14 protein-coding genes and 1 rRNA gene are annotated in these 11487 nt (G+C 45.9%); 6 read left to right on the forward strand and 9 right to left on the reverse strand.

Annotated features, from left to right (window positions below):
• From WC958_05200 to WC958_05215, 4 genes are all read left to right on the forward strand, one after another.
• Nucleotides 1-281, forward strand: a 23S ribosomal RNA gene (locus WC958_05200); the annotation flags it as partial.
• A 162-nt stretch (nt 282-443) separates the two neighbouring features.
• Nucleotides 444-566, forward strand: a complete 123-nt coding sequence (locus tag WC958_05205) for a type II toxin-antitoxin system HicB family antitoxin (protein ID MFA5629627.1) — start codon at nt 444-446, stop codon at nt 564-566.
• A gap of 85 nt (nt 567-651) precedes the next feature.
• Nucleotides 652-843, forward strand: a complete 192-nt coding sequence (locus WC958_05210) for a type II toxin-antitoxin system HicA family toxin (GenBank protein MFA5629628.1) — start codon at nt 652-654, stop codon at nt 841-843.
• A 221-nt stretch (nt 844-1064) separates the two neighbouring features.
• On the forward strand, nt 1065-1301 hold the full coding sequence (locus tag WC958_05215) for a Uxx-star family glutaredoxin-like (seleno)protein (GenBank protein MFA5629629.1): 237 nt from the start codon (nt 1065-1067) through the stop codon (nt 1299-1301).
• A gap of 88 nt (nt 1302-1389) precedes the next feature.
• Here the strand turns inward: WC958_05215 and WC958_05220 are convergent, their stop codons facing one another.
• From WC958_05220 to aroF, 9 genes are all read right to left on the reverse strand, one after another.
• Complete coding sequence (locus tag WC958_05220; protein ID MFA5629630.1) at nt 1390-2271, reverse strand: prephenate dehydrogenase; 882 nt, start codon at nt 2269-2271, stop codon at nt 1390-1392.
• A gap of 96 nt (nt 2272-2367) precedes the next feature.
• Nucleotides 2368-3438 carry a prephenate dehydratase gene (pheA, locus tag WC958_05225; protein ID MFA5629631.1) on the reverse strand — a complete coding sequence of 357 codons (1071 nt, stop codon included), beginning with the start codon at nt 3436-3438 and terminating at the stop codon, nt 2368-2370.
• Nucleotides 3435-4523 (reverse strand): chorismate synthase, encoded by a 1089-nt coding sequence (gene aroC, locus WC958_05230; GenBank protein ID MFA5629632.1) that lies wholly within the window; start codon nt 4521-4523, stop codon nt 3435-3437. Before aroC ends, pheA begins: the two co-directional genes overlap by 4 nt.
• Complete coding sequence (aroA, locus tag WC958_05235) at nt 4516-5772, reverse strand: 3-phosphoshikimate 1-carboxyvinyltransferase (protein MFA5629633.1); 1257 nt, start codon at nt 5770-5772, stop codon at nt 4516-4518. The genes aroC and aroA overlap by 8 nt, the downstream gene beginning before the upstream one ends.
• The gene (locus WC958_05240) at nt 5762-6286 is read right to left on the reverse strand and encodes a shikimate kinase (GenBank protein MFA5629634.1); all 525 of its coding nucleotides are present in this window, start codon (nt 6284-6286) and stop codon (nt 5762-5764) included. Before WC958_05240 ends, aroA begins: the two co-directional genes overlap by 11 nt.
• Nucleotides 6287-6432: 146 nt before the next feature.
• Nucleotides 6433-7293, reverse strand: coding sequence for a shikimate dehydrogenase (locus WC958_05245; GenBank protein MFA5629635.1), 861 nt, complete (start codon nt 7291-7293; stop codon nt 6433-6435).
• Entirely contained in the window at nt 7290-7943 is a 654-nt protein-coding gene (aroD, locus tag WC958_05250; GenBank protein MFA5629636.1) for a type I 3-dehydroquinate dehydratase, read from the reverse strand. The genes WC958_05245 and aroD overlap by 4 nt, the downstream gene beginning before the upstream one ends.
• Nucleotides 7944-7946: 3 nt before the next feature.
• Nucleotides 7947-9017: a 3-dehydroquinate synthase gene (gene aroB, locus WC958_05255; GenBank protein ID MFA5629637.1), complete on the reverse strand. Its 1071-nt coding sequence runs from the start codon at nt 9015-9017 to the stop codon at nt 7947-7949.
• Complete coding sequence (gene aroF, locus WC958_05260; GenBank protein MFA5629638.1) at nt 9018-10088, reverse strand: 3-deoxy-7-phosphoheptulonate synthase; 1071 nt, start codon at nt 10086-10088, stop codon at nt 9018-9020.
• A gap of 463 nt (nt 10089-10551) precedes the next feature.
• On the opposite strand from aroF, the gene rpsL reads away from it, so the two are divergent.
• A complete protein-coding gene (gene rpsL / locus WC958_05265) occupies nt 10552-10977 on the forward strand; it encodes a 30S ribosomal protein S12 (protein MFA5629639.1) in 426 nt (141 codons plus the stop codon).
• 12 nt (nt 10978-10989) lie between these two features.
• Complete coding sequence (gene rpsG, locus WC958_05270) at nt 10990-11460, forward strand: 30S ribosomal protein S7 (GenBank protein MFA5629640.1); 471 nt, start codon at nt 10990-10992, stop codon at nt 11458-11460.
• The last annotated feature ends 27 nt before the right edge of the window (nt 11461-11487 follow it).

Raw genomic sequence — 11487 nt, forward strand, 5'->3', positions numbered from 1 at the left:
GGGCGTTTGGAAATTTGAGGGGGTCTCTTTCTAGTACGAGAGGATCGAAATGGACAGACCAATGGTGTGCCAGTTGTCCCGCCAGGGGCATCGCTGGGTAGCCAAGTCTGGTTCGGATAAACGCTGAAAGCATCTAAGTGTGAAGCCGGCCCCAAGATTAGATTTCCCACTCTGGTTCGCCAGAGGTAAGACCGCAAGTAGACTACTTGTTTGATAGGCAGCGTGTGTAAGCGTCGTAAGGCGTTCAGCTAAGCTGTACTAATGGTCGAGGGCTTGACCTGTTTCAGAATTGATATTAGCGAAGTTCTTTTGACAACAAGAGAAGTAAAACAAAACCCATAGATACATCTGTCTATGGGTTTTTTGTTATCCGGTTGAAAAAGTATCGGTATCGCCCCAGACCGGTGCTGCAACCGATGGATTTTTATATTAAGAGGCGACTTGTGAAGAGGAATTTTACAGTTATTATTGAAAAAGACGAGGACGAATACTTTATCGGTACCGTTTCTCAATTAAAAGGCTGCCATACACAGGCTAAATCTCTTGATAGACTTATGGAGCGCTAAAAGAGGCTGTTTTTTTGTGTATAGAGGCAGAGGCTGAAATTGATGACTGGGAGCTTCAGTTTATAGGAGTACAGAGAATAGCCGTATGATGAAACCCTCGATTTTGGACGGTGAGCAGGTCATCAAGACATTGGGCAAAGTTGGGCTTGAGGTACTTAGACAGAAAGGCAGTCATGTTTATCTGAAGCATTCCGACGGGAGGGCTACCGTAGTTCCCGTTCGCAAAGGAGAAACAATCAGAAAAGGTTTATTAATTAAAATACTCAAAGGCGTCTAAACAACCAAAGGAGATTTTATTAAGCTTCTCTGAGTATTTTATAACGAATCTCCGGTGATAATAGAAAAGTAATAATATCAGGCCCGCGGGTAACTCTAACCGCGGGTTTTTTATTTTCCGGGGTTTTTGTGTTTTCTTTCATCAATGTGATAAAAGTTCTATAATGGATTTAGATATCCGTGTACAATTACGGGTATTAATCTAATAAGGGGGTCTTTGAAATGACTGCGAAGGATGTTATTGTTTATTCTACTCCGACATGCCCGTACTGTGTGAGGGCAAAGGAATATCTAACCCAAAAAGGTGTTGTCTACAAGGATATTAATGTGGCTGTTGACCGTGCCGGCGCGCAGGAGATGGTTGATAAGTCAGGGCAGATGGGCGTCCCCGTCATCGTTATCGATGGTGAAGTGGTTGTCGGGTTTAACCGCCCGGAAATGGACCGCCTTTTGGCATAGGTTCGGCTGCAATACCTTGTAAACATTTTTACCGTCTGAATGGGGTCGTTTGTTGCCTTGTTCTTAGCTAAAAAAATTGGAGGGGCTTTTAGAGCCCCTCTGCTATTTTATACATGTTATCGTAGGCTTTGCCGAAATTATTGCTTTTCGCTTCGAGTTGGTCGTGAATACCGCGCATCCGGTGTACAAATTCATCACGCTGCTTGTTTTTAATAATGCTTGCCCATTCGGCGGAGTTTTCTAAAAACCTTTCTTGCAGGTCTGTCAATTGTGGCAGGTTCATTTGTAACGAGGCGTAGAGCTCGGGGTCTTCGGATATGACGCTTTCTACCAGTGTCCAAAGGACCTTATAGGTAATGCCGCCGATAGCCTCCATCTCTTTGAGCTTTTCGATTCCGGCGATGCTGTCTGCCGAAACAATTGCAATAAAGTGTGCCAGCCCCAATATCACCGACATCATGCTGTCGTGTTCGGCGGGCGACATAATTTGCACCTTTGCTTCGTGCTTCTCAAGAAAGCCTTTTACCTTTGCCGCCAAAATCTCCTCATCCGATGTTGTGGGTGTTAAAACAAAGTTTTGGTTAGCTAAACTGCGGGCGCCCGGCCCGAATACGGGGTGCGTTCCCAGTATTTTCGCGTTGCTTAGATAGCGGTGCATAAGGTCAACCGGTACGGTTTTGACCGAAGTGATATCAAATACAAGCCGGTCGCTATGGACGTAGGGGCGCATCTGCTTAACTGTTTCCTCAAAATAGTCTACCGGTACGGAGATAATAACGGCATCGGCTTTTTGGATAGTGGCAATTTCCGTGCTTACGGCTACGTTTAAATCCTTTTGGACTTGGGCCAGTTTCCCGGCATTGCGGCCGATAAGGGTTACCTCTTTCCCTTCTTCTTGAAGTAACCGCGCAAACCATTGCCCCATCTTGCCGGAGCCGCCGATAATTGCAATTTTATTGATATCAGTCATAATTAAGCTTTTTCCTATATTTTAAATTGCGGTCTAAAACTACTTTCCGCAAGGTTTTCTTGCTAATCATCTTCGCAAGAGTTTTATCTACTACCTCTAATGATTTGCTTTGGGGTACGATCCTAAAACTTTAAGGAAAATCGTATAATCCTCAAGCTGTGAAAGCATAGCTTGAACCTTTGCATCTTGGCGATGTCCTTCAAAATCCAAATAGAAATTATAAACCCAAGGTTTCTCGCGGGTAGGGCGGGATTCAAGTTTGGTCATATTGATATTGTTTTCGGCCAGTTGCTTTAACATTTGATAGAGCGCGCCCGGCTTGTGTTTTACGGAGAGTACCAATGAGGTTTTATCGTTTCCGGACGGCGGAAGATCTTCCCTGGAAAGCACAAAGAAGCGAGTGAAATTATTGGGGTTATCTTCGATTTCGCAGTTGATAACATTCATATCATAGATAACGGCGGCACGGTTTCCGGCAATTGCGGCACCGTCCGTAATTCTTTTTTCTTTAATCATTTTAACACTGCCCGCCGTGTCGTAGGTGGGCACGAGCTCACATTTTAAATGCTTAATAAAGGCCTGGCATTGACCGAGTGCCTGAGGGTGAGAGTAAATCTTTTTAATTCTGTCAAGGGTTACGCCGTGATTGGATATCAGGCAATGCGAAACTCGCAGTTCCGTTTCTCCGCTGACTTTAAGCGGCGAATCCAAAAGCAGGTCGTAGGTTTTACTGATACTGCCTTCAATTGAGTTTTCAACCGGTACTATCCCGAATTGAACCTCATCCTTTTCAACCGCTTTAAAAACTTCTTCGAGTGTTTCGTACGGTCTAAGCCTAATATCGGAGCCGAAGAAATTAACGGCTGCTTCTTCGCTGTATGCCCCCAACTCCCCCTGAAAGGCCACCGGCGTTTCCTGCATATTGCGTGACGAAATAAATATTTGCCGGTAAATCAGTTCAATATCGGCCTGCCTTAAGCCTTTTGCGCGTGCCAATTCCTTTATTTTGTTAATAACGGCTTCTTCGCGCAGCCTGTCTTGGACCTGACGTCCTTCCTGCTTCTTTAAGCCGCCGATATTTTCGGATAATTGGGCTCTGGCGGCTAAAAGTTCTATAATTTGCTGATCAATACCATCAATTTGAGACCTTAGTTCTTCTAAATTCATTTTATTACCCTCGGTATTATTCCTGCTCTCAGAGCAAAATCACATAATGTTACGGCCATCATTGCCTCTACTACCGGTATGGCCCTGGGGACAATGCAGGCGTCGTGCCGGCCCTGTATCTCCAATTCGCTTGCGCTGAATTCTTTTAAGTTTACGGTAAGCTGTTTTTGAGATATTGATGGCGTCGGCTTAACAGCCACCCTTACAACAAGCGGCATCCCGTTACTTATTCCGCCGAGGATTCCGCCGGCGTTATTGGTTTTGGTAACTATTTTCCCGTCTATTATTTCAAACGGGTCATTATTTTGCGAGCCTTTTAGGCGGGCGGCATTAAAACCCATACCGAATTCGACACCCTTAACGGATGGAACGGCAAACAGTGCCTTTGCAAGGTCTCCGTCCAAATTATCGAAAACAGGTTCCCCCAATCCTACCGGCAGCCCTGTTGCGATTCCTTCGATAATACCCCCCAGGCTGTCATCCTCAATTCTGGCCTCTTTAACGGCTGTTAGCATCAGTTCACAAGCAGCAGAGTCGGCACAGCTTAAAGGATTATTGATATTTTGTTTAATTGTTCCCATATCCTGTGATTTTGCCGATATACCGCCTATTTCAACAGTATGGGCAAAAATATCAACCCCGATGATATCTAACAACATGCGGCTGACAGCACCGGCAGCAACAAACCCGGCGGTAATTCTTCCCGAAAAACGGCCGCCCCCGCGGTAATCGTTAAATCCGCCGTATTTAATACGGGCGGTATAATCGGCATGCCCCGGACGGAAAACATCTTTGATATTATCGTAATCCGCCGAGCGCGTATCTTTATTGTTAATCACCAAGCAAATCGGTGCGCCGGTGGTAAACCCGTTAAAAACCCCGGAGAGGATTTCGGCCTTGTCGTCTTCAGAACGGGGAGTTGAAGATACGGAATGTGCCGGTTTGCGCCGATCCAGCTCCTTCTGAATAAAACCCTCATCTATTTTCAGCCCTGCCGGGCAACCGTTGATTAAAGCCCCGATAAGCCTGCCGTGGCTTTCCCCGAAAACGCTAACCGTGAAAACTTTTCCGATACTGTCAGACATAACTTTCCGCCTTTGCCCCGATACCGGCAAATATTTGCCAGAATTGCGGGAATGTTTTTGAAACGCACTCCGCCCCTTCAATTACCGTATCGCCGATTGCAGCCCCCAATAACCCGAAGGCCATCGCAATACGGTGATCCCCAAAGCTATCTATTACCGCTCCCTTGGGGCTGCCTCCGTTAATAATAAAGGTATCTTCTTCTTCGGTTACCGCAACCTGCATCCTTTCTAAACCTTCCCTTACGGCGCTGACGCGGTTGGATTCCTTAAGCCTGGCGCGGCGTATCCCGTAAAACATGCTTTGGCCGTCTGCCAGTGCGGCAACAACGCTGATTGTTGGCAGAAGATCAATACAATCCGATAAATCGGCCTTAATGGGCTTTAAATCCGCGCGCTTAACGGTAATACTATCTCCCTTTGCGGATATTTTTGCCCCCATTTCTTGCAGTAAATTTATAATTACGCGGTCTCCCTGAAGGCTATCCGTTTTTAATCCTGTTGTTTCCGTTTCACCCGCTATTGCGCCCGCCGCAAGTAAATAAGAAGCGGATGACCAATCTCCCTCAACCGTGTAACTTGCAGGTTTATATTTTTGATAGTCTGCGCTAAAAAAGCGGAACGATTCGGATACGTCTAAATTTATGCCGAATTCCCTAAGGCAATCAATTGTCATTTTAATATAGGAAACGGATTCAGGCGGGGTGGTAAGCCGTATATTTAAGCCGTTTTGCGCTAATGGACATAAAAAGAGCAGGGCAGATAAGAACTGGGAGCTGATATCCCCCCGCATCTCAATATTTCCGCCCGAAAAGTTACCGCCCTCAACCACAACTGTTGAACCCTCTTTATAGCAATGAATGTTAATTGAATTGAGCGCCGTAATCAGAGGCTCAATAGGGCGCTTGGCAAGCGCCGGGCTGGGAACAAGGCGACATTTCCCGGGGACAACAGTTGCCAGCGCAGTCATAAAACGGATGGTGGCGGCGGAATCGCGGCAATAAATACCTTCTTTAGGGGCAATAAAACTGCCGCCGTTTACTTCCCAAAAGCTGTCGTTTTTGTTTATCCGAACCCCTATTTTTTCAAGGGCTGCGGCAGCAATTTCGGTATCATCGGAAATCAGGGGGTTTATAATTCGGCTTTTTCCGTTAGAGAGCGCGGCGCACATTAAGCCGCGGATAGCATAACTCTTTGAGGGCGGGGCGGTTACCTTGCCGTAAAGTTTGCTTTTACCAATTTTAACCCTCATAGCCTTTAACCTTATTTATTATGAGATCGGCGGTGGCTTCAATGCTTGAGTTTGACGAATCCACTGTAATATCAGCCGCCCTTTCGTAAAAAGGTTGTCGGAACGCCATAAGCTCTTTGATGGCTTGGGCTTTATCTCGGCTTTCCGCAAGCAGCGGACGAACACTTGTGCTTGCGGCAACTCGTTTTTCAATTACATCAAACGAAACCGTAAGCAGCACAATCACGGCATTTTTTTTGAGCCGGTCAATATTAATGCGGTTCAGCACCACGCCGCCGCCGCAGGCGATAACAAGGTTTTCCCCTTGGGAGACTTCTTTAATAGTATCGATTTCCAGTTGCCTGAAGGCGCTCTCTCCGTCATCTTCAAAGATAGCGGGGATGCTTTTACCGGCTTTCTGTTCGATTAGAACATCCATCTCAACTAGGGTTTTGCCCAGTTTTTCGGCAATCGCCCTGGCTATGGTGGTTTTGCCGGTAGCCATAAAACCGATTAGCGCTATGTTCGTTTTCATATTTTTAATCCAACATTATTGTACATACATATTATAATAATACGGTATCTATTACAAAAACCGATAAACAATCTTTCTGGTTAGGCAATCGTTAAGCACTAAAAAACTTCGCTCGCATTGCAACGATTCTTAATCTTCATTCAAAGTTACAATAACGTTGCGGCGGCATTTCTCATTACATCCACCGGAGCTTTAATGCCGGTCCAAAGCTCAAATGCTATTGCTCCTTGCCAGACCAATAAATCAAGCCCGCCTATTGCTTTGGCGCCGACTTTTTCGGCATCCAAAATTAATTTTGTCTTTTCGGGGTTGTAAATAACGTCGTAAACTATCATTTCGGGCCTTAAGAATGATTGCAGGACAAGTGATTCCTCTGTATTCGGATGCATTCCCACATTTGTGGCGTTGATTAAAATATCGGCATCCGCCAGAGCCCTTTTTAGGTTGTTTTCGTTTAATTCGATAACGGAGATTTCATTTTGCGCCTGCCGGGAAACGTTTGAGGCCGTTCTTTTTACTTGCTCCAGTGTCCCGCTGCGGTTTAATATTGTTATTTGCGCCCCTTTTGCGGCTAACATAAGGGTAATTGCCCTTGAAACGCCGCCTCCTCCAAGTATCACCGCTTTTTCCCCCGCCGGGGCAAAATTACGTTCTTCAAGGGATTTCAAAAAACCCGTAGCATCGGTATTGTAACCTTTAAGATGCCCGTTGTTATTTACAATTGTGTTAACAGCGCCTATTTTTTCGGCCAAAGGCTCCAGTTCGTCCAATAAAGGCATAACGGCAATCTTATGCGGGATAGTAACATTTACTCCGCAAATCCCCAGCCCCCTTAGCCCCGCTATAGCATTTGGTAAGTCAGCGCTTACTACCCGAAACGGGAGATAAACATAATCCGCGTTGGTTTCTTTAAAGGCGGCATTCTGAATTGCCGGTGACAAGCTATGCGCTACCGGGTCGCCGATAAGCCCGCAAATTCGTGTTGCGGCACTAATGCTTTGCATCATTTTTGCACCATCCGGTAAATTTCATATAAATCGCTAACCGTTAGCTGCCCCGCGGCCGATTCAGCCCCTTTTGCAATTGAGGCATAAGTAAAAGCGCCCCCCACAATTGGGCAGAGGATACGGCTTGCCAGTCCCTTTTCTCCCATTGCAAACGCAACAATTTTATTTTCCGGGAACTCCGAAATCAGTTTTAAAACAGTTAAATTATCTTCATTTTTAGCGGCATAAGTAACCACTTTGCAGATATCGGCACCGGCGTTAAGCTGCTTTTCGACAGTCTTTCCGAGTGCCGCCAGTGACGGTGTTTCTTGCATATTGTGAGACGATATCAGGCAACTGCTTTCCTTTTTGATTAAAGGAATCAATGCCTCCAATTCGGGAGTTGCCAGCTCAATATCAATTATATCCGCGCCCATTTGAATTGCTTGTTTTAATTCCGTTATTCTATCCTTTTCATTTACACAGGGGTTACCGCCCTCTTCTTTGCGGCGGTTACAGGCAATCCACGGTTTGGGGAGTTTTTGAGTAAGCTCTTCCCAGCCGTTACCGATTAAATCGATACGAACCTCAAATAAATCCGCTATCTCAGTAACTTGTGTAAGATCCTGATTCATATCGGTAATCACGGCGCAAATCTGTAGCGGTTTCATTTATTAACCCATTGCCTCCCTGATATCTTCCAATGGCACTTTATCGGTAAGATAAGCATCGCCGATACCGCGCGGCAGGGCAAACCTGATTTTTCCGTTTGTCACTTTTTTATCATGCTTCATTGCATCTAAAACCTTTTCTCGGTCAATTTCCGGAACTACCGTCGGTAACCCGAATTCGGTTATGAGCTTTTCAAGTTCTGTCAGTTCACAGCTTTGGAAAGTTCCTGTTTTTAACGCAATTTTGGCTTCAATTACCATTCCGATAGCTACCGCCTGTCCGTGGGTTATATTAAAATCGGAAACTGTTTCGATGGCATGCCCGACGGTATGCCCGTAGTTTAAGATATTTCTTAAACCCATATCCGTTTCGTCTTGTGTTACGATTGCTGCTTTAATGCTTGCCGCGCGGAAAATTGTTTCCTCCAATATTTTCCCGTCTCGGGCGGTAATGGCATTAAGGTTTTCTTTAAGAAAGCCAAAAAAATCATTATCGCGGATTACGGCGCTTTTTATTACCTCCGCCATTCCGCCGGTAAACTCTTTTTGCGGTAATGTTTTTAGGGTTTCCGTGTCGGTAATTACCAACTTGGGCTGGTAAAAAGTGCCGATTTTATTTTTGAGCTTGCCGTGGTCAACCGCAACCTTCCCGCCGATACTGCTATCAACTTGTGCCAGCAGGGTAGTGGGGATTTGCACCAGCGGCACCCCTCGCATATAGGTAGCCGCCACAAAACCGGCAAGGTCTCCGATAACGCCGCCGCCGAGGGCAATTATTACGGTGTTGCGTTCGGCAAAGCAATTTGTGAGCTCCTCGTATAACCGGCCGGCTGTTTCTAACGTTTTGTATTCTTCCCCGTCGGGAACCGTAAGCAGGTTTACGCTTAAACCGCTTTGCGACAAAGAATCCTTAAGCTTGTTGCCGTACAGTGCGCTAACGGTTGGGTTGGTAATAATAACATACCTTTTTCCGTCGATTGTTTCGGATAAAAGCTCGCCCGTGCGGTTCAGCAAATTGCTGCCGATTAAAATATCGCAACTCTTATTACCCGGTTTCACGTTAACGGTTTTCATTTAACTGCTTTTCTTTTTATAAGATTTTACAACTTCGCTGATGCGTATGGAAGCCTCAACAACATCTTTTAATTCTTCCGGTGTTATCATCTGTTTGGCATCAACGATGGCTTCCTTCGGATTATAATGCGATTCAATCACCAAACCGTGTGCCCCGCCGGCAATAGCGGCACAGCTTAAATCGAATATTAAGTCACGTCTGCCGGCGGCGTGGCTGGGATCTACTATAATAGGTAAGTAAGTTTCTCTTTTAATAACCGGCACCGCGCCTAAATCCAAAATATATCTGGTATAACTGTTGCCTTTGCCGACGGGCACAATGCCGCGCTCACAAAGGATAACATCTTTGTTGCCTTCGGCGACAATATATTCGGAAAAAGAAAGAAATTCTTCGATACTGGCTCCGAAGTGCCTTTTTAAAAGAACCGGCTTACCGGCTCTGCCGACCCTGCTAAGGAGGTCCTGGTCGTACATATTGCGGGCACCAATTTGTAAAATATCGGCATATTCGGCAATAAGTTCCGTTTGAGATTCCCCCCTAACCTCGGTCATCACCGGCATTTCGTATTCATGTCCGGCATCACGCAGCCAGCCGAGTGCTTCTCTGGCTTCGGTTTCACCGAGTGAACCGAGCCCTTGGAAGGAATGTACGGAGCTTCGCGGTTTGTAAATCCCGCCTCTTAAAATTTTGGCGCCGGCCGCTTTGACTTCTTTGGCGATGCGAAAAACTTGCTCGCGGCTTTCTACGGCACAGGGGCCGGCAATTATAACGGGCTCGTCTCCGCCGATATTGACATCGCCGACTTTAACGATACGGCTTGCGCTTTTTCCGATAAACGGATCGCTGTAGTCGCGGCTAATCAGCTTGTACGGTGTTTCCACCATTCTGGCATCTTTAACACCGGGCATCAGGGCCAGATTAGCAAATGAGATTTTGCTTTCATCCCCGATTAACCCGATAATTGTCAGAAATTCACCTTGCGAAACATCGACTCTAAGCCCATGTTTCTTGATTTCATCAACCACGTCTTTAATCTGTTCTTTGGTAGCGCCCTTTTCCATTATAATCATGCCCGTTGTTCCTCCTGTTTTCGACTTACCCTCGTAAAATAAAAAATCCTCCACAGGGAGGATTTAAAAATAACTTATCTAAATGTTTTAATGCTTCAGCGGATAATCAAATACCTCCCCGAGCGCCGCTGCGGCACCAGGTAAAATAGTATTCGTAATAAAAAAAGGTATTTTGATTCATCATGATTGTTTATGCGTTTTTTCCTTAATACAGGGAATATATCACCGTAAATAACATTTGTCAAGAAGGGGTGTTTTCTGCTATTATATCACTTGATTATTTAAATATTTACGAGCTTAGGGTTATTGACACGGCATCGTTTGCTGTGTTAGACTAGAGTGCTGTTGCTAGCCACCTCAGCATTTGTAATTGGCTGGATAGTATTTTCGGCCGATTCGATTGGCGAGTAAAGGATGAGCCAAAAGCTCATCCTTTGAAATTGTTTGGCTAAAGGGGGATAAGTTGCCCACAGTAAATCAGTTAGTAAGAAAAGGACGCGTAAAGGGTACTAAGAAAACCAAGACACCGGCTCTTAGATATACCTATAATTCGTTGAAGAATAAGGTAGTCAGAGGGGCTGGGTCTCCTCAGAAGCGCGGCGTTTGTGTACAGGTGAGAACTACTACACCTAAAAAACCTAATTCCGCTTTACGCAAAATTGCAAGAGTAAGGCTTTCCAATCATATGGAAGTTACAGCCTATATTCCCGGCGAGGGTCATGAGCTGCAGGAGCACTCCGTTGTGCTTATCCGCGGCGGTCGTGTACCTGATTTACCCGGTGTCCGCTATCACATCGTGAGAGGGGCTCTGGATGCCAGCGGCGTGTCTAAACGCAAACAAGGTCGCAGTAAATACGGAAGTAAACGGGAAAAGAAAGCGAAAGCCTAGTTAGGAGGAAGCATGCCAAGGCGGGCAGTTGTTAAAAGAAGTGAAGTTCAGCCTGATTCCAAGTTCAATAACTTGACGATCAGCAAGTTGGTAAATAAAGTTATGATCGGCGGTAAGAAAACCACCGCGCAGCGTGTTGTTTATGATGCGCTGGATATCATCGGCGCCAGAGAGGGCAAGGAGCCTGTTGCAATTATGGAATTGGGGCTGCGAAATGCCACCCCGTTACTTGAAGTTAAGGCTCGCCGTGTCGGCGGTGCCACCTATCAGGTACCGGTTGAAGTTAGGGCAGGCCGTAATACCGCTCTTGCAATTAGGTGGGTGTTAAAAGCGGCTAAGGCCAGATCCGGTAAATCCATGGCCGAAAAATTGGCAGCCGAGCTTATCGATGCCTCAAAAGGGCAGGGCGCTGCGGTTAAGAAAAGAGAAGATACCCACAAGATGGCAGAAGCCAACAGGGCGTTTGCTCATTACAGGTGGTAATTATTTCGGATTTATTCCGGAGCTTAT

It is taken from the genome of Dehalococcoidales bacterium, from assembly GCA_041656115.1.
Taxonomy (GTDB): Bacteria; Chloroflexota; Dehalococcoidia; order Dehalococcoidales; family UBA5627; genus UBA5627.

Bases quoted from the DNA above. Each gene is read 5' to 3' on its own strand.
- WC958_05210 (MFA5629628.1), top strand. From the start codon at position 652: ATGATGAAACCCTCGATTTTGGACGGTGAGCAGGTCATCAAGACATTG.
- WC958_05215 (MFA5629629.1), top strand. From the start codon at position 1,065: ATGACTGCGAAGGATGTTATTGTTTATTCTACTCCGACATGCCCGTAC.
- WC958_05220 (MFA5629630.1), bottom strand. From the start codon at position 2,271: ATGACTGATATCAATAAAATTGCAATTATCGGCGGCTCCGGCAAGATG.
- pheA (MFA5629631.1), bottom strand. From the start codon at position 3,438: ATGAATTTAGAAGAACTAAGGTCTCAAATTGATGGTATTGATCAGCAA.
- aroC (MFA5629632.1), bottom strand. From the start codon at position 4,523: ATGTCTGACAGTATCGGAAAAGTTTTCACGGTTAGCGTTTTCGGGGAA.
- aroA (MFA5629633.1), bottom strand. From the start codon at position 5,772: ATGAGGGTTAAAATTGGTAAAAGCAAACTTTACGGCAAGGTAACCGCC.
- WC958_05240 (MFA5629634.1), bottom strand. From the start codon at position 6,286: ATGAAAACGAACATAGCGCTAATCGGTTTTATGGCTACCGGCAAAACC.
- WC958_05245 (MFA5629635.1), bottom strand. From the start codon at position 7,293: ATGATGCAAAGCATTAGTGCCGCAACACGAATTTGCGGGCTTATCGGC.
- aroD (MFA5629636.1), bottom strand. From the start codon at position 7,943: ATGAAACCGCTACAGATTTGCGCCGTGATTACCGATATGAATCAGGAT.
- aroB (MFA5629637.1), bottom strand. From the start codon at position 9,017: ATGAAAACCGTTAACGTGAAACCGGGTAATAAGAGTTGCGATATTTTA.
- aroF (MFA5629638.1), bottom strand. From the start codon at position 10,088: ATGATTATAATGGAAAAGGGCGCTACCAAAGAACAGATTAAAGACGTG.
- rpsG (MFA5629640.1), top strand. From the start codon at position 10,990: ATGCCAAGGCGGGCAGTTGTTAAAAGAAGTGAAGTTCAGCCTGATTCC.